At 69.1% G+C, this 19,102-nt stretch carries 16 protein-coding genes; 7 read left to right on the plus strand and 9 right to left on the minus strand.

Annotated elements, in window-relative coordinates:
• The first annotated feature begins 9 nt into the window (after positions 1-9).
• On the plus strand, positions 10-1,305 hold the full coding sequence (gene glyA / locus ACLIVD_RS11050) for a serine hydroxymethyltransferase (protein ID WP_005253714.1): 1,296 nt from the start codon (positions 10-12) through the stop codon (positions 1,303-1,305).
• 308 nt (positions 1,306-1,613) lie between these two features.
• A complete protein-coding gene (gene phoH2 / locus ACLIVD_RS11055; RefSeq protein WP_025432159.1) occupies positions 1,614-2,981 on the plus strand; it encodes an RNA 5'-3' helicase PhoH2 in 1,368 nt (455 codons plus the stop codon).
• Positions 2,982-3,044: 63 nt separating this feature from the next.
• On the opposite strand, the gene ACLIVD_RS11060 is transcribed toward phoH2, so the two are convergent.
• Together ACLIVD_RS11060 and ACLIVD_RS11065 are read right to left on the minus strand one after the other, a co-directional pair.
• Complete coding sequence (locus tag ACLIVD_RS11060; RefSeq protein ID WP_477953551.1) at positions 3,045-3,476, minus strand: limonene-1,2-epoxide hydrolase family protein; 432 nt, start codon at positions 3,474-3,476, stop codon at positions 3,045-3,047.
• A gap of 26 nt (positions 3,477-3,502) precedes the next feature.
• Positions 3,503-5,110: a serine hydrolase gene (locus tag ACLIVD_RS11065; RefSeq protein ID WP_283352441.1), complete on the minus strand. Its 1,608-nt coding sequence runs from the start codon at positions 5,108-5,110 to the stop codon at positions 3,503-3,505.
• Between the two features lie 156 nt (positions 5,111-5,266).
• Here ACLIVD_RS11065 and ACLIVD_RS11070 point away from each other — a divergent pair, with 156 nt between their 5' ends.
• Positions 5,267-6,124, plus strand: coding sequence for an acyl-ACP desaturase (locus ACLIVD_RS11070; protein ID WP_095867442.1), 858 nt, complete (start codon positions 5,267-5,269; stop codon positions 6,122-6,124).
• A gap of 58 nt (positions 6,125-6,182) precedes the next feature.
• On the opposite strand, the gene ACLIVD_RS11075 is transcribed toward ACLIVD_RS11070, so the two are convergent.
• Positions 6,183-7,586, minus strand: a complete 1,404-nt coding sequence (locus ACLIVD_RS11075; RefSeq protein ID WP_283352440.1) for a class II fumarate hydratase — start codon at positions 7,584-7,586, stop codon at positions 6,183-6,185.
• Between the two features lie 98 nt (positions 7,587-7,684).
• Positions 7,685-8,725, minus strand: coding sequence for a class II fructose-bisphosphatase (gene glpX / locus ACLIVD_RS11080; RefSeq protein WP_005238998.1), 1,041 nt, complete (start codon positions 8,723-8,725; stop codon positions 7,685-7,687).
• Between the two features lie 190 nt (positions 8,726-8,915).
• On the opposite strand from glpX, the gene ACLIVD_RS11085 reads away from it, so the two are divergent.
• Positions 8,916-9,485, plus strand: a complete 570-nt coding sequence (locus ACLIVD_RS11085; RefSeq protein ID WP_009479114.1) for a DUF4245 domain-containing protein — start codon at positions 8,916-8,918, stop codon at positions 9,483-9,485.
• 14 nt (positions 9,486-9,499) lie between these two features.
• Here the strand turns inward: ACLIVD_RS11085 and ACLIVD_RS11090 are convergent, their stop codons facing one another.
• The 3 genes from ACLIVD_RS11090 to ACLIVD_RS11100 are packed head-to-tail and all read right to left on the minus strand — an operon-like array spanning position 9,500 to position 11,622.
• Complete coding sequence (locus tag ACLIVD_RS11090; RefSeq protein ID WP_280781546.1) at positions 9,500-9,730, minus strand: exodeoxyribonuclease VII small subunit; 231 nt, start codon at positions 9,728-9,730, stop codon at positions 9,500-9,502.
• A gap of 3 nt (positions 9,731-9,733) precedes the next feature.
• The gene (gene xseA / locus ACLIVD_RS11095; protein WP_283331352.1) at positions 9,734-10,990 is read right to left on the minus strand and encodes an exodeoxyribonuclease VII large subunit; all 1,257 of its coding nucleotides are present in this window, start codon (positions 10,988-10,990) and stop codon (positions 9,734-9,736) included.
• A complete protein-coding gene (locus ACLIVD_RS11100) occupies positions 10,987-11,622 on the minus strand; it encodes a lipid droplet-associated protein (RefSeq protein ID WP_283331351.1) in 636 nt (211 codons plus the stop codon). Before ACLIVD_RS11100 ends, xseA begins: the two co-directional genes overlap by 4 nt.
• 142 nt (positions 11,623-11,764) lie before the next feature.
• Here ACLIVD_RS11100 and ACLIVD_RS11105 point away from each other — a divergent pair, with 142 nt between their 5' ends.
• A complete protein-coding gene (locus ACLIVD_RS11105) occupies positions 11,765-12,775 on the plus strand; it encodes a 4-hydroxy-3-methylbut-2-enyl diphosphate reductase (RefSeq protein WP_280781549.1) in 1,011 nt (336 codons plus the stop codon).
• A gap of 28 nt (positions 12,776-12,803) precedes the next feature.
• Here ACLIVD_RS11105 and ACLIVD_RS11110 read toward each other — a convergent pair whose 3' ends face one another.
• Together ACLIVD_RS11110 and ACLIVD_RS11115 are read right to left on the minus strand one after the other, a co-directional pair.
• Complete coding sequence (locus ACLIVD_RS11110; protein WP_283331350.1) at positions 12,804-13,646, minus strand: DUF6542 domain-containing protein; 843 nt, start codon at positions 13,644-13,646, stop codon at positions 12,804-12,806.
• A 23-nt stretch (positions 13,647-13,669) separates the two neighbouring features.
• Complete coding sequence (locus ACLIVD_RS11115) at positions 13,670-14,833, minus strand: DNA recombination protein RmuC (RefSeq protein WP_283331348.1); 1,164 nt, start codon at positions 14,831-14,833, stop codon at positions 13,670-13,672.
• Between the two features lie 101 nt (positions 14,834-14,934).
• Between ACLIVD_RS11115 and ACLIVD_RS11120 the strand changes: the two genes are divergently transcribed.
• Together ACLIVD_RS11120 and ACLIVD_RS11125 are read left to right on the plus strand one after the other, a co-directional pair.
• Positions 14,935-16,119 carry an exonuclease SbcCD subunit D gene (locus ACLIVD_RS11120; protein WP_283331347.1) on the plus strand — a complete coding sequence of 395 codons (1,185 nt, stop codon included), beginning with the start codon at positions 14,935-14,937 and terminating at the stop codon, positions 16,117-16,119.
• Positions 16,116-19,097 carry an AAA family ATPase gene (locus ACLIVD_RS11125; RefSeq protein WP_491932474.1) on the plus strand — a complete coding sequence of 994 codons (2,982 nt, stop codon included), beginning with the start codon at positions 16,116-16,118 and terminating at the stop codon, positions 19,095-19,097. Before ACLIVD_RS11120 ends, ACLIVD_RS11125 begins: the two co-directional genes overlap by 4 nt.
• Positions 19,098-19,102: the final 5 nt, after the last annotated feature.

Raw genomic sequence — 19,102 nt, forward strand, 5'->3', positions numbered from 1 at the left:
GATCCCTCGATGACCGCTGTGCCCGGTACCGACGTCAACACGGCCCCCCTCGCCGAACTCGACCCCGAAGTCGCCCAGGCCATGGCAGGTGAGCTGGCCCGTCAGCGCGACACGCTGGAGATGATCGCGTCGGAGAACTTCGTTCCCCGCGCGGTCCTCCAGGCTCAGGGCAGCGTCCTCACCAACAAGTACGCCGAGGGATACCCGGGACGCCGCTACTACGGCGGCTGCGAGCACGTCGACGTCATCGAGGATCTCGCCCGCACCCGCGCCAAGGAACTGTTCGGCGCCGACTTCGCGAACGTCCAGCCGCACTCCGGCGCACAGGCCAACGCGGCGGTCCTGATGGCCCTGATGAACCCGGGTGAGAAGCTCCTCGGCCTCGACCTGGCGCACGGCGGCCACCTCACGCACGGCATGAAGCTGAACTTCTCCGGCAAGCTCTACGACGTCGAGTCGTACGGGGTCAGCAAGGAAGACCACCGCATCGACATGGACGAGGTCCGCAAGATCGCTGTCGCCGCGCAGCCGAAGGTCATCGTCGCCGGCTGGTCCGCGTACCCGCGTCACGAGGACTTCGCCGCGTTCCGGTCGATCGCCGACGAGGTCGGCGCGTACCTGTGGGTCGACATGGCGCACTTCGCGGGCCTGGTCGCTGCCGGGCTGCACCCGTCGCCCGTGCCCTACGCCGACGTCGTGTCCAGCACCGTCCACAAGACGCTCGGCGGGCCGCGCTCCGGCCTGATCCTCGCCAAGCAGGAGTGGGCGAAGAAGCTCAACTCCGCCGTCTTCCCCGGCCAGCAGGGCGGGCCGCTGATGCACGCCATCGCCGCCAAGGCAGTCTCCCTGAAGATCGCGGGCACCGAGGAGTTCAAGGACCGTCAGCAGCGCACCCTGACCGGCGCCAAGATCCTCGCCGAGCGTCTGACCGGCGCCGATGTCGTCGACAAGGGTGTCAGCGTCCTCACCGGCGGCACCGACGTGCACCTCGTGCTCGTCGACCTGCGCAACTCGCAGCTCGACGGCCAGCAGGGTGAGGACCTTCTCCACGAGGTCGGCATCACCGTCAACCGCAACGCGGTGCCGTTCGACCCGCGCCCGCCGATGGTCACGTCCGGCCTCCGGATCGGCACCGCGGCGCTCGCATCGCGTGGATTCGGGGACGAGCAGTTCACCGAGGTCGCCGACATCATCGGCACCGCACTCGCCGGATCGTCCGACGTCGAGACGCTGAAGTCTCGCGTGTCCAAGCTCGCCGCCGACTTCCCGCTGTACGAGGGACTCGAGGACTGGCGCCTGATCTAGGCGGCTCCACCGCCCGTGCGTGGCCTGCGAGTGCAAGGACTCGTTAACCACGCACGGGCGCCGCAGGCGCCTCCGCGTAACTTGATGTTCACCGACACGCCCGCCGCTCGCACGGCCGTCCGGCGTGTTTGGCAGTACCGTCGGGGGTAACAGGCAGCGGGGAAGTTGCTTGTACGGGAGGTCCTGATCGTGGCTGACACACTCAGTGCGAGGGGGCCGGCGCCCGGCCCTCGTGTGGTGACACACCAGGGACGGACCGGTCCAGCGAACCGAGTTTGCGTGGGTGCCACGCAGACCTAGGAGCCAACGTGACTGCTTCACGCTCCGTCTCAGCCCGCGTCGGACGTTCGTCCGCCGCCCCCAGGAAATCGTCGGATTCTGCAGTTCGTACATTCGTACTCGACACCTCCGTACTGCTGTCCGACCCCTGGGCCGTCACCAGGTTCGCCGAGCACCGTGTGGTGCTTCCCCTCGTCGTGATCAGCGAGCTCGAAGGGAAGCGGCACCACCACGAGTTGGGATGGTTCGCAAGAGAATCGCTGCGCATGCTCGACGACCTCCGTCTGGAGTACGGTCGTCTCGACCAGCCCGTGCCGATCGGCACCGAGGGCGGCACCCTGCAGGTCGAGCTGAACCACACCGACCCGTCGGTTCTCCCGGTCGGATTCCGCACGGACAGCAACGATTCGAGGATCCTGGCCTGCGCCCTGAACCTTGAGGCCGAGGGCGGTGACGTCGTCCTGGTCAGCAAGGATATCCCGCTGCGTGTGAAGGCCGGTGCGGTGGGTCTTCCCGCCGACGAGTACCACGCCCACGACGTCGTTCCGTCCGGTTGGACGGGTATGACCGAACTGGATGTGGCGTCCTCGTCGATCGACGAACTGTTCTCCGAGGGTGTCGTCGATCTGGAGGAGGCTCGGGAACTTCCGTGCCACACGGGTATTCGGCTGCTGGGCGGTTCGTCGAGCGCACTGGGCCGGGTGAACGCCGACAAGCGGGTGCAGTTGGTCCGGGGGGAGCGTGAGGCATTCGGTCTGCACGGACGTTCGGCCGAGCAGCGGATCGCCCTGGACATCCTGCTGGACGACAGTGTGGGCATCGTGTCGCTGGGCGGCAAGGCGGGCACCGGCAAGTCGGCGCTGGCGTTGACGGCGGGGCTGGAGGCGGTGCTCGAGCGCCGTACCCAGCGGAAAGTCGTTGTCTTCCGGCCGCTCTACGCGGTGGGTGGGCAGGAACTCGGCTACCTGCCGGGTAGTGAGAGCGAGAAGATGGGCCCGTGGGCCCAGGCGGTCTTCGACACTCTCGACGGCCTCGCCAGCACCGAGGTGATGGACGAGGTGATCAGCCGCGGCATGCTGGAAGTGTTGCCACTCACGCATATTCGCGGCCGGTCACTGCACGATTCGTTCGTGATCGTGGACGAGGCGCAGTCCCTGGAACGCAACGTGCTGCTCACGGTGCTCTCCCGGCTCGGCACCGGCTCCCGGGTGATCCTCACTCACGACGTCGCGCAGCGCGACAACCTGAGGGTCGGACGTCACGACGGTGTGGCCGCGGTGATCGAGAAGCTCAAGGGGCATCCGCTGTTCGCGCACATCACGTTGACGCGCAGTGAGCGTTCGCCGATCGCGGCGCTCGTGACGGAGATGCTGGAGGAGTTTGGGCCGACGCCGTAGGCGCCTGCCCCGCAGCGTGATCCGCCCGATGTCGCACGGTCCGTGCGACATCGGGCGGAAACGTCAGAAGGCGCGCACGATACCTTTGAGCGTGCCCCACAGGAAGTCTCGGTTGCTGAAGTAGTCGCGCCAGACGGCGATCTTGCCGTCCTTCATCTCGAACGTGCCGCACACCCAGAATTCGCTGCGCAGCCGCTTGTAGATCAGGACGTCCGTGCGTTCGGTCAGCACGGCCGTACCGTCGCCGGCGATGTGGTGCAGGCGCACGTCGAATCCGACACCGGGGCGGCTCATTCCGCGGAGTATCCGCGTGACGGAGCCGAGGCCGCGGATCTTGGGCAGGGACACGTTGTGCCACACGATGTCCTGGTGCAGATACTGCTGCGCGGCGTCCGGGTCGCCGGCGACGAGTGCGTCCAGGAATGCCCGGACCACCTGGACATCTGCCGTGTCCGTTCGAGCGGTTCCCGTGGGTGCGTGCGAGTTCGTGCTCATGATCTTCTCCCGGTCGATGTGTCGGCTCAGCGGACGAATGTCCCCCGGCCTTCCGTGTCGTAGAACTCGAGTGTGACGTTGTTGCCGGCGAACGTGGCCTTCGAGATGGTTCCGGGTGGGGCGTTCTCACCGCGGGGTGTGAAAGTGAAGGTGTCGCCGTCCCAGTGGGTGAGTGGGAAGGTCTGCCCGGCGGGTCCGAGTTGGAGCGTCAGCGCACCGTTGCTCTCGGTGACGACGGCGGGACCCCAGTACGGGTTGCCGTAGGTGCCTGCGTAGGTCGGGAGGGGCTGCGGCGGTGCCGGGTTCGTGGGGGCCGTCTGGCCGACGAGACTGCCCTCGGGCTCGTCCATCGGCGCGATGGCCTGCCGGTACAACGACCTCCAGTCCTCGCGGATCTCCCCGAACTGCACGAGGTCGGCGAACTCGGCGGTGAGGGACTCGGGGATGCCGATGGGCGACCCGTTGGTCAGCGCGACGATGGCGACGTCGGCGGACGGTATCGCGACGAAATTCGTCGCCACCCCGAGCTGGAACCCGCCCGAATGGCTGAGGGAAACCCGCCCTGCCGGGGTGGTCGAGACGTTGAACCCGTACCCGTACGACCCCGGACGGCTGTCCATCGACCGCGGTGGGCTGGACACCATCTGAGGACTGACCGCGGGGAGCAGTGCCTCGGGTGACACGATCTCCTTGCCCTCGAACGTTCCGTCGGCCAACAGCATCGCCAGCCATTTGCCCATGTCGTTGACGGAGGAGCTCACCCCGCCTGCGGGGGACTGCGCGTCGGGGTCGCGTACCGCGTCGGCGACGTACTTGCCGTCGACGAGTTGGTGCGCGACAGCGCGGTCGCTGCGGGCCTGATAGTCGGCGAATCGCGAACTCGTGGACGACATCCCCAGCGGCTGGTAGATCGTCTGCTCGGACAGCGTGGCCCAGTCCGTCCCGGACGCCGCCGCGACGGCCTCCGCCGCCGCGGTGAGGCCGAAGTTGGTGTACTCGTAGGTGATCCGGAACGGGTTCAGCGGTTCGAGCCGGAGCTTGTCGAGCACCTGCTGCTGGTTGTAACCCAGGTCCTCGAGCAGATCGCCGGCATGGTCGGGCAACCCGGACCGGTGCGAGTACAGATCGCCCACCGTGACGTGCTCGGTGACCCACGGGTCCGCGAGGGCGAAACCGGGCGACTTGGACACCACGGGAGTGTCCCAGCCGACGACACCGGCATCGACCTGGTGGGCCACCACCGTGGACCCCACCGATTTCGACATCGACGCCAGCTGGAACACGGTGTCGGCGTCCACCTTCTGATCGGTGCCGGCCTCGCGCACGCCGAATCCCTTCGCGTACACGGTCTGCCCACCGTGGACGACGGCGACCGCCATGCCCGGCAGTCCGGAACTCTCCATCAGCTCGTTCGCCAGGTCGTCGAGACGGCCCACGGCGTCGTCGATCTGACCGTCCGGGATATCGACGCCCGCGACCGTCCCCGGGTTCGGTTGCGACGACTCCGAGGTGGGGTTCGCGCCGGACGTCGAGGCGGAACCGGCGTCGTCTGCGTCGGAGCCGCAACCCGTCACCAGTGACCCGCCGAGCGCGAGAGCCGACAGAAGTATCGTCAGGTTCCGCTGTCTGCGCATGGGTGATCCTCTGCTCGGGCCCGGGGTAACCGTGAACTGCCAGCGTAACGACTGCAAGCCCATGACCAGGCTGTTTTCGTCACAACGCCGCCGTTGTTCCCGTCGAATTCACCAGTGGTCGACCCGGCGCCCGGGCGCGGACGCTACGGTGTGCGGATGCCGATTGAAAAGAATGACTCGCAGCTGCTCAGTGAGCTGGCCCCGGTGGTGGACGAAAACCTCACACGTCACATCGCCGAGGCGGACGGCTGGCAGCCGCACGATCTGGTCCCGTGGGACCAGGGCAAGAACTTCGCGTTCATGGGTGGAACGGATTGGTCGGCAGATCAGTCGACCCTGAGCGACGTCGAGGCGCTCGCACTGACGGTGGGTGTGCTGGTGGCGGACAACGTCCCCGCGTACCACCGGGAGATCGCCAAGCACCTCGCCCAGGTGGGCCCGTGGTGGCGCTGGGTGGGCCGCTGGACTGCGGAGGAGAACCGGCACTCCATCGTGCTCCGGAACTACCTGATGGTGACGCGCGCCGTCGACCCCGTCGCCCTCGAGCGCGCCCGGATGGACGAGATGGTCCGCGGCTACGCGATGCCGCCGATGCACCTGCTCGAGATGCTCGCGAACTCCGCGTTCGAGGAGAAGGCCGCGGCGGTGCGTCATCACAACACGGCAGCACTCGGCGAGGACCCGCTGGTGGCCGTGATCGCCGAGCGGCTGGCCACGGACGACGAACTGCAGTCGCTGTTCTACCGGAACATCGTCGAGGCCGCGTTCGAGCTGGTACCCGACCAGACGATGCGGGCCATCGCATCGCGGATCGAGGCCTTCGACGTGCCGAGCGTGGCCCTGCCCGGCGGAACCGACAGCACCGCCGTGCTCGCCGAGGCCGGCATCTACGACCCCGCCCAGCAGGGGGAGAAGGTGTTCGCGCCGCTGCTTCGCTCCTGGAACATCGCTGGGCGCACCGATCTCGGCCCGGAGGGCGAGAAGGCCCGCGACGAGCTGTCCGCGCTGCTGTAGGACTTCTGCGCGAGAGGGCCCGCACTCCGGCGAGTGCGGGCCCTCTCCGTCGGCCGGGTCAGTCCTTGACCTTCGCCATCGCCAGCACGTCGAGACGCTTGTCGAGTTCCTCCTCGCTCAGCTTGTCGCCGATCAGACCGCGGGCGACGACGGTCTCGCGGATGGTCTTCTTCTCCTTCAGCGCCTGCTTGGCGACAGCCGCGGCCTCCTCGTACCCGATCGCGGAGTTCAGTGGCGTCACGATGGACGGCGACGATTCCGCGAGGGTCTTGAGGTGCTCGGTGTTCGCGACGAGCCCCACGACGCACCGGTCGGCGAACAGCCGCGTGACGTTGGCCAGCAATTTCAACGATTCGAGCAGGTTCCGCGCCATCATCGGGATGTAGACGTTGAGCTCGAACGCGCCCGCGGCACCGCCCCACGCGACCGCGGCATCGTTGCCGACCACCTGAGCGGCGACCTGGGTGGCCGCCTCCGGGAGCACCGGATTGACCTTGCCGGGCATGATCGAACTGCCGGGCTGCAGGTCGGGGAGACGGATCTCGCCGAGACCGGTGAGCGGCCCCGATCCCATCCAGCGGATGTCGTTGGCGATCTTGGTCAGGGACACCGCGATCGTGCGCAGCGCGCCGGACGCCTCCACCAGCCCGTCCCGCGCCGCCTGCGCCTCGAAACTGTTCTTCGCCGGTGTGAGGGCGTCGACTCCCGTCGCCTTGACCAGTTCGGCGACGACCTTCGGGCCGAACCCGTCGGGGGCATTGAGCCCCGTTCCGACCGCGGTGCCGCCGATGGGCAGCTCACCGAGCCGGGGAAGGCAGGCCACGACCCGCTCCATCCCCGCCTCCATCTGACGGGCGTAACCGCCGAACTCCTGGCCGAGGGTCACCGGGACGGCGTCCATGAGGTGGGTGCGGCCCGACTTCACGACGGTCTTCCACTCGGTGGACTTGTCGAGCAGGGCCAGGCGCAGGTGGTCGAGGGCGGGGAGGAGGTCCTTCACCGCGGACTCGGTGGCCGCGACGTGCGTCGCGGTGGGAAACGTATCGTTGGACGACTGCGACATGTTGACATCGTCGTTGGGGTGGACGACCACACCGTTCGCCGCGGCGATCGACGCGATCACCTCGTTGGCGTTCATGTTGGAACTGGTGCCCGAGCCCGTTTGGAAGACGTCGATGGGGAACTGATCGTCGTGCTTGCCCTCGGCGATCTCGCCCGCCGCCGCGATGATGGCATCCGCCTTCTCGGCGTCGAGGAGGCCGAGATCCTTGTTGACCTGCGCACAGGCTGCCTTCAGCAGACCCATCGCACGTATCTGGGTGCGCTCGAGACCTCGACCGCTGATCGGGAAGTTCTCGACGGCGCGCTGAGTTTGCGCGCGCCACAGGGCATCCACGGGCACCCGCACCTCGCCCATGGTGTCGTGTTCGATCCGGTACTGCTGCTCGTTGCTCTCGGTCATGCGTCAAACATGCCACTTCCGAGCGCGTCGTGGGGCGCTCCCCGTGCGCCTTTCCGGTAGCCGGAGCTACCGGAAAGGCGCACGGGCAGCGGAGCTGCCTAGAACGTCGGCGGAACGGCGCCGTCTTCGCCCGTGAAGTCCACGGACGAGTACTCGCGCAGCTTCTCGAGACGGTGGTACGCGTCGATCATGCGGACGGTGCCCGACTTCGACCGCATCACGATCGACTGGGTCGAGGCGCCGCCGCCGTAGTAGCGGACGCCGCGGAGCAGGTCGCCGTCCGTGACGCCGGTGGCGCAGAAGAAGACGTTCTCACCCGACACGAGATCTTCGGTGGTGAGCACACGGTCCAGGTCGTGGCCTGCGTCGATGGCCTTCTGACGCTCGGCGTCGTCGGTCGGGGCCAGCCGGCCCTGCAGCGAACCACCCATACAGCGCATGGCGGCTGCGGCGATGATGCCCTCGGGCGTGCCACCGGTGCCGATCAGGATGTCGGTGCCCGACTCCGGACGCGCGGCGGCGATCGCACCCGCGACGTCGCCGTCGGAGATGAGACGGATCCGGGCGCCGGTGTCCCGGACCTCCTGGATGAGCCGGGCGTGCCGCGGACGGTCGAGGATGCAGACCGTCACGTCGGAGGGGGACGCCTTGCGGACCTTCGCGACGCGTTTGATGTTCTCGGCGACGGGCGCTGTGATGTCGATGACATCGGCGGCGTCGGGGCCGACGGCGATCTTCTCCATGTAGAACACGGCAGACGGGTCGAACATCGCGCCGCGCTCGGCGACCGCGAGGACGGCGATCGCGTTGGGCATGCCCTTCGCCATCAGGGTGGTTCCGTCGACCGGGTCGACGGCGAAATCGCAGTCGGGTCCGTCGCCGTTGCCGACCTCTTCGCCGTTGAACAGCATCGGGGCTTCGTCCTTCTCGCCCTCGCCGATGACGACGACGCCGCGCATCGAGACCGAGCTCACGAGCTGGCGCATGGCGTCGACGGCGGCGCCGTCGCCACCCTCCTTGTCGCCACGGCCGACCCAGCGACCGGCAGCCATCGCACCAGCCTCGGTGACTCGGACCAATTCCAGAGCAAGATTTCGGTCCGGGGCCTCGCGGCGACTCGAAGTGGTGCTAGCCGTCATGGGCAGTGCCTCCTGGTGCAGTCACGGTCGACGTTGTACGTCGACGCTGTGTCGGTGGCCGTCGGCCGCCGAGTGTCGGGTGGATCTCGCCTGCTGATTCTCCCAGAAAGAAGTGTGACGTGCGCTGCTGGGGCGCGAATCACGGGACCGAGAATCGTTGTTCCGGGACCGACCCTGGATACTGGTGGGCGTGGCATCCGATAAACCCCGCATCCTGCACAACAACCGCGACATGGTGTGGTCGCTCGTACCCCTTGTCCTGTTCTGCGTACTGATCGCGGGTATCGCCAGCCAGTGCACGTTCAGCCCGGGCGGGCCCACCAGTGGCCCGATCCCCAGCTTCGACGTCGACGCGGCGCTGAAGTACGACGCCCAGGACCTGCCGTTCCCGGTGCGCAAGCCGGAGACGCCGGAGGGCTGGACGCCCAACTCGGGCAGCCGCAGCATCGTCAGCGGCGACGGCGGCGGCGATTCGAGCACCGTCGGATTCATCACCGAGGCCGGCCGCTACATCCAGCTGACGCAGAGCAATGCCGTCGAGACGGTGCTCGTGCCGTTCGTCGCCGGTGGTCCGCGTACGGCGACGGGAACCGAGGACGTCGCAGGTCACAGCTGGATCGTGTACGGCGGGGAGGGTGTCGAGCCGATCTGGGTCTCCGACTTCGGCGACGTCCGGCTCCTCGTGACGGGCAGTGCGTCACCCGAGGCGTTCGAGCAGCTCACCACCGCCGCGGCCGACGCCCCGATCCTCGCCGCCTGACGATCGAGGGAGGGTCAGCCCTCGTCCTCGGCGTGGGCGAGGGCCGTCTCGACGCGCTTGCGCGCCCCGGCGAGGTGTTCCTCGCAGCGTTTGGCCAGGGCCTCGCCCCGCTCCCACAGTGCGAGTGACGCGTCGAGGTCGAGGCCGCCCTGTTCGAGCACCTTGACCACGTCGACGAGTTCGTCGCGCGCCGCCTCGTAACCGAGCTCCGCGATGTCGGTGTCGTTTCCGGTGGGCTTACTCATGTCCTACTTGTCCTTTCCCATCACCGCGGCACGGATTGCGCCGTCGGCGACTCGAACGCGAATCTGGGTGCCCGGTGGGGCGTCGTCGACCGAACGCAGTACCTCGGGATCGCCGTCGGGCACGATCCGCTGAACCACGGAGTAGCCGCGGGCCAGGGTCGCGGCGGGCCCGAGGGTCGTCAGCCGTGCACGAAGGTGCTCGATCGTGGTGCTTTCCGCGGCGATCGCCCGGCTGACGTCGCGTCGCCCGGCCTCCCGCAGTCGCTCGACCTCGTCCGACCGGTGGTCGAGTGCGCGCAGCGGGTCGGCGAGTACCGGCCGGCTCCGCAGCTGGGAGATCAGGTGCGACTCGCGCTGCACCCAGTTGCGCAGCGCAGCCGCGCTCCGCGACCGCAATTCGCCGACGAGTGCCTGCTCGGCGACCGCGTCCGGCACCACCCGCTTGGCGGCATCCGTCGGTGTTGCGGCCCGCAGGTCGGCGACGTGATCGCTGAGCGGACTGTCCGGCTCGTGGCCGATGGCGCTGACCACCGGTGTTCGGCAGGCAACGATCGCGCGGCACAGCGTCTCGTCGGAGAACGGCAGCAGATCCTCCACACTGCCGCCGCCGCGCGCGAGGATGATCACGTCGACGTGCGGGTCGGCGTCCAGTTCCTTCAATGCGTCGAGGATCTGCGGAACGGCGGTCGCGCCCTGCACCGGGGTGTTGCGCACCTCGAAGCGCACGGCGGGCCAGCGGCGCTGCGCCACACTGAGGACGTCGTGCTCGGCGGCGCTCGCGCGACCGGTGATCAGCCCGATGGTGCCCGGTAGGAACGGCAGCGGACGCTTCAGCCGAGGGTCGAACAGACCCTCCGCGGCCAGCAGCGCGCGCAACCGCTCGATTCGGGCGAGGAGTTCACCGATCCCGATCGCGCGGATCTCCGTCACCCGCAGCGAGACCGACCCTCGGCCCGTGTAGAACGACAACTTGCCGAACATCACCACCCGGCTGCCCTCGGTGAGCGGGACGGGGGAGTTCTGCAACAGCTGCGGGGAACAGGTCACCGACAACGACATGTCAACGGACGGATCCCGCAGCACAAGAAACGCGGTCCGGGTTCCCGGACGCGCGTTGATCTGGGTGATCTGCCCCTCGACCCAGACACTCCCGAGCCGGTCGATCCACTGTGCGACCTTGGCCGACACGGTGCGGACCGGCCAGGGCTGCTCGGCGGTACTCGGTCCGGTACTGGCTGCGCGGGGCTGTGCGGAGGTCACTTGGCCTTGGCGGAGGTGATGCGGTTGGTCAGCATGGTCTGGAACGGCGCGCGTGCCAGGGTCGCGTTCTCGTAGTCCAGCAGCGTCGTGAGGTCCTCGACGGACAGGCTGCGCAGGCGCGCCCGCAGCTGGGCGAGCGTCAGCGTGCCGTAGTCGAGTACGACGGCGATCTCGGGTTCGGCCACCGTCGGCGCGGAGGTCGCGGCTTTCTTGCTCGCCGACGTCACGGGGGCCGAGCCGTTGGTCGTGGCGGCGGGAGCAGCCTTCGGGGTCGAGACCTTCTCGGGAGTGCTCTCTTCCTGCGGGCTCAGCGAGTACAGGGCGAACCGGCCCGGTCCGGCCGGCCGCTCGTCGGTCACGCCGTCGACAACGGGTTCCGGATCGGTGTCGTCGTCGAAGACGGCCCAGGCCGGCTGCTCGTCGTCGTGGGTCCAGTTGATCAGTGCGAAAGCCTGGTCGCCCTTGATGGCCAGCGCCGTCATGGACTGCTGAACACGCATCGTGGTCTGCAGCACCTGACTGACCGCGGTCATGGGCAGGGTCGCTGCGGTGGTCGGCAGCTTCCTGGCCTCTTCGACGGCCGTCACGGCGATTCCAGCGGCGACACGCGCCACGAAGGGGGGACGAATCATTCCCACAGCCTGCCTGACAACGGCACGTTTGGGTAGCCGACGTGCCCACAGCGCCGACGACTTCGGTGCGACGATGCGCACACTACCCGGCCGAGACCCCGCGAAAGTGTCGTCCGTTCGGGGTGACCCGTAGTCTGGAACCATGTCTTCGGCTGTTCCACTCAATGTGGGTATCACACGTTCGGCAGATTCGGGGGCGTCGCGTGCCGACGGCGAGAAGCGGGTACTGCTCGCGGAGCCCCGCGGCTACTGCGCCGGCGTGGACCGCGCCGTCGAGACGGTGGAGAAGGCGCTCGAGAAGCACGGCGCCCCGATCTACGTCCGCAAGGAGATCGTCCACAACCGGCACGTCGTCGAGACGCTCACCGATCAGGGTGTCGTCTTCGTCGACGAGACGGACGAGGTTCCGGAGGGCGCGCTGCTGGTGTTCTCCGCCCACGGCGTGTCTCCCGCGGTCCACGAATCGGCCGCGGCGCGCAACCTGCGCACCATCGACGCCACGTGCCCGCTGGTCACGAAGGTCCACCAGGAAGCCAAGCGCTTCGCCCGCGACGACTTCGACATCCTCCTGATCGGCCACGAGGGCCACGAGGAAGTGGAGGGCACCGCCGGTGAGGCCCCCGATCACGTGCAACTGGTCGACGGACCCGACTCCGTCGACGCCGTGACGGTCCGCGACGAATCGAAGGTCATCTGGTTGTCGCAGACCACGTTGAGCGTCGACGAGACGATGCAGACGGTCGCCCGGCTGCGGGAGCGTTTCCCCAATCTGCAGGACCCGCCGAGCGACGACATCTGCTACGCCACCCAGAACCGTCAGGTGGCGGTCAAGGCGATGGCACCCGAATGCGACCTCGTCATCGTCGTCGGATCCCGCAACTCCTCGAACTCCGTTCGTCTCGTCGAGGTCGCACTGAACGCGGGCGCGAAGGCGTCGTACCTGGTCGACTACGCGCGCGAAGTGGATCCGGCCTGGCTCGACGGCGTCCGGACGGTCGGGATCACGTCCGGTGCGTCCGTGCCGGAGATCCTGGTGCGCGGTGTGATCGATCTGCTCGACGAGCACGGATTCCACGACGTCCAGCCGGTCACCACGGCCAACGAGACGCTGGTCTTCGCACTGCCGCGCGAGCTGCGCGCCGCGCGGACCTGATCGGCCCGCTACCTGCCGCGTCCCTGCTCTAGCGGGGCTGCTCCGTCTCGAACGGCGGCTCGTACCGGTCGCGGTAACGCACCTGCGGAATGGGGTGGGCCGGCACGTCGGGGTTCGGCCGGGGTCGCGGCGTCGTCCGCGGCGGGACCGAACGCGGCGCCTGACTGGTGCGCGGAGGCGCCGAGCGGGGTGCCTGCGCTGCCCGGTCGACCATCGGTGGTGGGGGCGTGGTGCGTCCCCCCGACGACGACGATCGGCGAGGCGGTGGGGTGGCTGCCCGTCGCCCCGAGCGGGGGTGTTCCCGCGCAGCGTCCCTGTCACGCGCCCGGCGCGACGGCGGAGACTGCTCGGACTCCTCGGCTGCGCGCCGAGGGCGGGCGGCGCGTGGCGCCCGCTGCGCGCGTCGCCGCTCGGACGTGCGGGCGGGACCGGTCTTGCGTTGCTGCAGCAGGAAGAGGCGGAGGCCACCGATCAGCAGGGTCACCACGGTGGCGGCGAGCATCACCGGGAAACGGTTGACCAGCGGATATGCGACGTTGATCGCCAGGTCTTTCAGTGCGGTGCTGTTCTCCTCCGCGATGAGACTCTGCCCGAGCGGCACCGCGACGAACAGGATCAGCGGCGGCTGGACGATCGCGGTGAACAGCGCCCGATTGCCGGCAGCAGCCACGGCGAGAACGCAGCCGAGGAAATAGAACGTGGAGAACGCAGCCGTGAGTTCCGTGCCACGAGCCGCATCGACAGCGAATCCGACGAAGGTGACTCCGACGGCCAGGAGAATGACACCCCACCAGGGGAGACCGGGGACCGTAGGGACAATCGACCGCCTGTCGAGCGGCACCCCAGAGCGAGCACGTTGGGTTGCAGACACACAACGACAGTAGCGGCAACTTGTTAACTAGCCTCGTTGGCGTGACCGGTAGAGCCTGAGAGATCCTCGAGATTTGTGCGTCGCGGCCACGAATCGACGGCGCTGACCTCGGTGACATCGCCGTCGAACACATCGAGGTCGTGGAGCTTGCGGGCGGTGACTGTGACCCGGGACTCCATCGACGCGACGGTGAGATTGAACGAGTCGACGGACTTGCCGAGTTGTGAGCCGAGGCGGTCGAGATGTGCACCGACCGTGCCCAGCCGCGAATACAGCTCCCGGCCGAGTTGGTGGATCTTCGCGGCGTCCTGCGACAGCGCCTCCTGGCGCCAGGTGTGCGCGATGGTCCGCAGCAAGGCGATGAGAGTGGTGGGGGTGGCGAGGATCACGTTCCGCGAGAACGCGTGCTCGAGCAGCCCGGAGTCGGCGGTCAGCGCCGCGTCCAGGAACGGATCACCGGGCACGAACAGCACCACAAACTCCGGCGTCGGGTCGAACGACTCCCAGTACGTCTTGTCGGCCAACTGGTCGACGTGCGTCCGCAGCTGCCGGGCGTGTCTGGAGAGGTGCTGTTCCCGGGCGGCCGGGTCTTCCGTCTGCGCGGCGTCCAGGTACGCCGCGAACGGGACCTTGGCGTCGACCACGATCTGCTTGCCGCCCGCGAGGTACACGAGCAGGTCGGGACGGACACCGTCCTTCGACACCTGGGTGTCGAAATCGCAGTGCCGGACCATCCCGGCGAGTTCGACCACCCGCTCGAGCTGGATCTCGCCCCACCGGCCCCGGATCTGCGGCGCCCGCAGCGCCGTGACCAGCCGGCTCGTCTGCGTGGACAGCATCTGAGAGGTGCGGTACATGCCTTCGACCTGCTCGCTGAGCCCCGCATACGCGTGCAGGCGGTTGCGTTCGACGTGGTCCACCTGTTCCGCCAGGGCGCCGACGGCCTCGTGCAGTGGCCCGACCAGTCGCGAGATCTGCTCGCCGATCGCACCCGAGTGGCGGCGGGCGGAATCCTCGCTGACCGCGCCGAGCGACTGCTGCAGCAGGGCCTCGTTCTCGCGCAGCGCGGCGAGCTGTGCCTCCGCACGCGCCGCCCGATCACCGCTCCGCGCCGCGTGCAGCAGCCACCCGAGGGCGGTGCCCGCGGCCAGCGCCAGGAGCATTCCGAGTGCAGCGAGTGCATTCATGTGGCTCATGGTGCACCGCCCCACCGACATGTCGAATCGCCCGGACGCCACGCGGCCGAGGTGTTCGAGGTTGTCGGCACGGTGCTCTACGGTCTCGGGACATGAGGATCCTGCACACTTCGGACTGGCACATCGGACGCACGTTCCACGGGGTGGACCTGCTCACCGACCAGGCCCGTGTGCTCGACGCGATCGCCGCCCTCGTCGCCGAGCACGGCGTGGACGTCGTCGTCGTTCCCGGTGACGTGTACGACCGGTCGATCCCCAGCGCCGACGCCGTCACCGTGTGCAACCGCGGATTCGAAGCGATCCGGGACGCCGGTGCGGTCATCGTCGCCACGTCCGGGAACCACGACTCCGCGGCGCGGCTCGGGGCGGGTGCCGCGTTCTCCCGCGCGGGCGGGCTGCACCTCATGACGACGGTCGCCGGGATCGGCTCGCCCGTCGTGCTCGAGGACGCGCACGGTCCCGTCTCGTTCTACGGCATTCCCTATCTCGAGCCCGAGATCACCCGCGCGCAACTGGACGTGCCGACCGCCCGCTCGCACGCCGAGATCCTCGACGCCGCGATGGACCGTGTCCGTGCCGACCTCGACGGGCGGAACGACACCGGTCCGCGCACCAGGTCCGTCGTCCTGGCGCACGCGTTCGTCGTGGGCGCGGAGGCCACCGGATCGGAGAGGTCCATCTCCGTCGGCGGCGTCGAGACGGTGTCGGCGTCGGCCTTCGGCGGGGTCGACTACGTCGCGCTCGGCCACCTGCACTCGCCGCAGACTCTCACCGAGAACATTCGGTACTCGGGTTCGCCGCTGCCGTACTCCTTCGGCGAGCGCACCCACAGCAAGGCGGTCTACCTCGTGGATCTCGACGCCGACGGACTGCGGGCCGTCGAGCGGGTCGACCTGCCGGTGGTCCGTGGTCTGCGGCAACTGACCGGGACGGTGCAGGCGTTGCTCGAGGACGACGCGTTCCGCGACGCCGAGGACTGCTACGTCTCGGCGGTGCTCACCGACCCGGAACGCCCGGTCGACGCCATGCGCTCACTCCAGACCCGATTCCCGTTCGCCGTGCACCTCGAGTGGCAACGCCCCGAGGGCGGCGACGATCTGCGCTACCGCGACAAGGTGCACGGGCGCAGCGATCTGCAGATCACGCGCAGCTTCCTCACCGACGTGCGCAGCGAACCGTCGACCGGCGAGATCCGATTGGTGGAGGCCGCACTCGGCTTCGCCGGCCGGTCCGGCGAAGACACCGCCGAGGTCGTCGCGCTGGAACAGACGGCATGAGGCTGCATCGACTCGAGGTCGAAGCCTTCGGGCCGTTCGCAGGATCCGTGGAAGTCGACTTCGATCGGCTCGGCGCGGACGGGCTCTTTCTGCTGCACGGTCATACCGGCGCCGGTAAGACGACAGTCCTCGACGCGGTGGCGTTCGCGCTGTACGGCACGGTGCCCGGGGCACGGAAGGACGGCAAGCGCCTCCTGTCCGACCACGCGCCCGCCGGTTCCGTTCCGACGGTGACGCTCGAGGCGACGATCGCGGGCCGGCATCTGCGACTCGTCCGCAGCCCGGAGTTCGAGCGTCCCAAGCGCCGTGGGTCGGGGACCATCAAGGAGAACGCGAAGGCCACGCTCACCTGGCTCGACGGCCGCGGGGAGAACCTGTCACGGATCCCCGACATCGCCGACGAGGTCGGGCGGCTGATGGGCATGAGCGCCGACCAGTTCTTCCAGGTCGTCCTGCTGCCGCAGGGAGAGTTCGCGAAGTTCCTGCGAGCCGACAACGAGGAACGCGGTCAGCTTCTGGAGAGGCTGTTCGACACCACCCGATTCGGGACGGTGGAGGAGTGGTTCCTCGCCCGCAGGCGTACCAGCGCCCACGACCTGGACGAGCATCAACGGGCCGTCGACGTCCTGCTGGCGCGGGTCGGGACGGCCGCAGGCATCGAGGGGGGCGCCGACGCCGATCCGGTGACCTGGGCCCACAAGCTCGAGGCCGAGGCGCGCGAGACCCGCGACCTGGCCGCGGACGACCTGCAGAAGGCCAAGAGCCAGGCGAAGGTGACCCAAGATGCGCTCGCGGAGGCGCGCCGTGTCCTCGAACTGCAGAACCGCAGGCGGCGAGCCGAGGCGGAACTCGAGGCCCACGCAGCGGAGGCGGACCGGCGGGCGGTCCTCGTCGCCGAATTGGCGGATGCGCGCCGGGCCGCACCGGTCGCGACCGTGGCACGCGACGCCGACGCCGCCCGGGCCAAGGCCGCAGCCGCCGCGCGGAACGTCGAGGCGATCACGGACGGATTGCGTTCGACGGTGGGCGGCGCCGATCTCGTGGCGGAGTTGCCGTGGCCTCCGACCGCCGACGAACGGGAGCACATCCGGTCGAGTATCCGGGCCTGGCGTGACGAGATCGTGCGCCTCGACGGGGCACTCGCCGAATCCGGCGCCGCCGACCGGCTCGCTGTCGAACTGAAGCGGCTACGTGCCCGGCAGGTCGAACTCGCCGAGGCCGGCGACGCGCTGTCCCGGGAGCGGGAACAATTGCCGCTCGCTCTGAGGGAAGCGGAGAAGGCGCTCGACTCGGCGCAGAAGGCCCGCGACGCAGTGCCCGCGCTCGTCGATGCCCGGGACCGGGCGGCCGACGCTGCCTCGGCGGCGGCGGATCTCCGCACCCGCCGGGCCGAGCGTGATCGGCTCGAGCGCGGCGTGCTCGATGCCCGGCAACAGCACCAGGACGCGCGCGAGCACTGGCTCGACCTGCTGCAACGCCGGATCGCGGGCATGGCCGCCGAATTGGCAGGCACGCTCGAGGACGGTGTCCCGTGCCAGGTGTGCGGTTCGCCCGAGCACCCGCAGCCTGCCGAACCGTCCGAGCTGTCGGTCACGAAGGCCGACGAGGACAAGGCCCTCGCGGCGGAGCAGAAGGCCGCGGCGGCGCTGACGACCGCGACCGAGAAGCTGGGCGCGGTGGAGCGCGGGATCGACGTGCTCGTCCAGCGCGGCGGCGACGGTGACGCGGACGAACTCGCGCAGGCACTCACGACCGCGGAGGCGGAGGTGGAGGAGGCGACTGCGCTCGGCAACGAGGTCGAGCGTCGGTCCGCATCACTCACCGAACTGCGGGACCGCGAGAGTCACCTGCAGGAACGGTTGCGGGACCTGGGCGTCGACGCCGCCACCGTGGCCGAGAGGATCACGGCGAGCACGACACAGCTCGGGGAGATCCGGGCCCGGGTGAGCGAGGCGGCGGGCGACGACCCGAGCGTGGAGGCACGCCGCGCACGACTCGACGCGCTTGCGGAGTCCGCATCCGAACTGCTCGACGCTCGGGACGCCGGTGCCGGAGCCGAGTCGGCGGCCCGTGAACTCGCGGCCAAGGCCGAAACACTGGCCGGGGACGCCGGTTTCGACAGCTCTGCCGACGCCGTGGCCGCGGTCCGGACGGCCGCCCGTCAGGGTGAGATCGAGGCCCTCCTCACGTCGGCGCGCGACGCCGAGGTCGGGGCGCGCAGCGTGCTCGACGACCCCGAGGTCGTTGCCGTCGCCGAGGCAGATCCCTTGGAACTGGCGTCCGTCCAGCACGCGCACGACATGGCCGCGGAGGTCGTGAACGTCGCCGTCGCGGCGGCATCCGACGCCGAGCGCCGACTGCTCGATCTGGAACGGTTCGTCGGCCAACTCGACAAGGCCGCCGAGGCGATTGCGCCGATGCAGGCCGCGCACGAGGAGTTGGCCGCCCTCGCCGAGGTGATCGCGGGCCGTGGCCAGAACGCCAGGAAGATGTCGCTGCGGTCGTATGTGCTGGCGGCCCGGCTGGAAGAGGTGGCCGTCTCGGCATCCGCGCGGCTCGGCCGGATGTCGGCGGGACGGTACGAGTTCGTCCACAGCGACGAGGCCGGTCCGCGAGGCCGCCGCGGTGGCCTGGGGCTGGACATCCGCGACGACTACACCGGAGTGGTGCGTTCGGCCAAGACCCTGTCCGGCGGTGAGTCGTTCCTGGCGTCGCTGTCGCTGGCGCTCGGTCTCGCCGATGTCGTCGCGGCGGAGTCGGGAGGCGTTGTCCTCGACACGATGTTCATCGACGAGGGATTCGGCACCCTCGACGCGGACACCCTCGACTCGGTGATGGGCGTCCTCGACGAGCTTCGTGACGGTGGCCGGGTGGTCGGGATCGTCAGTCACGTCGACGAGATGCGTCAGCGAATCCCGAGCCGGCTGCACGTGATTCGCGGACGCACCGGCTCCACGGTGGAGGTCGTCGCGGGTTGAGTGCC

Source organism: Rhodococcus sp. G6(2025), from assembly GCF_058628105.1.

Coding starts and splice junctions, on each gene's coding strand:
- glyA (WP_005253714.1), top strand. CDS start 10: ATGACCGCTGTGCCCGGTACCGACGTCAACACGGCCCCCCTCGCCGAA.
- ACLIVD_RS11060 (WP_477953551.1), bottom strand. CDS start 3,476: ATGAGCACGAACTCGCACGCACCCACGGGAACCGCTCGAACGGACACG.
- ACLIVD_RS11065 (WP_283352441.1), bottom strand. CDS start 5,110: ATGCGCAGACAGCGGAACCTGACGATACTTCTGTCGGCTCTCGCGCTC.
- ACLIVD_RS11070 (WP_095867442.1), top strand. CDS start 5,267: ATGCCGATTGAAAAGAATGACTCGCAGCTGCTCAGTGAGCTGGCCCCG.
- ACLIVD_RS11075 (WP_283352440.1), bottom strand. CDS start 7,586: ATGACCGAGAGCAACGAGCAGCAGTACCGGATCGAACACGACACCATG.
- glpX (WP_005238998.1), bottom strand. CDS start 8,725: ATGACGGCTAGCACCACTTCGAGTCGCCGCGAGGCCCCGGACCGAAAT.
- ACLIVD_RS11090 (WP_280781546.1), bottom strand. CDS start 9,730: ATGAGTAAGCCCACCGGAAACGACACCGACATCGCGGAGCTCGGTTAC.
- ACLIVD_RS11100 (WP_283331351.1), bottom strand. CDS start 11,622: ATGATTCGTCCCCCCTTCGTGGCGCGTGTCGCCGCTGGAATCGCCGTG.
- ACLIVD_RS11105 (WP_280781549.1), top strand. CDS start 11,765: ATGTCTTCGGCTGTTCCACTCAATGTGGGTATCACACGTTCGGCAGAT.
- ACLIVD_RS11115 (WP_283331348.1), bottom strand. CDS start 14,833: ATGAATGCACTCGCTGCACTCGGAATGCTCCTGGCGCTGGCCGCGGGC.
- ACLIVD_RS11120 (WP_283331347.1), top strand. CDS start 14,935: ATGAGGATCCTGCACACTTCGGACTGGCACATCGGACGCACGTTCCAC.
- ACLIVD_RS11125 (WP_491932474.1), top strand. CDS start 16,116: ATGAGGCTGCATCGACTCGAGGTCGAAGCCTTCGGGCCGTTCGCAGGA.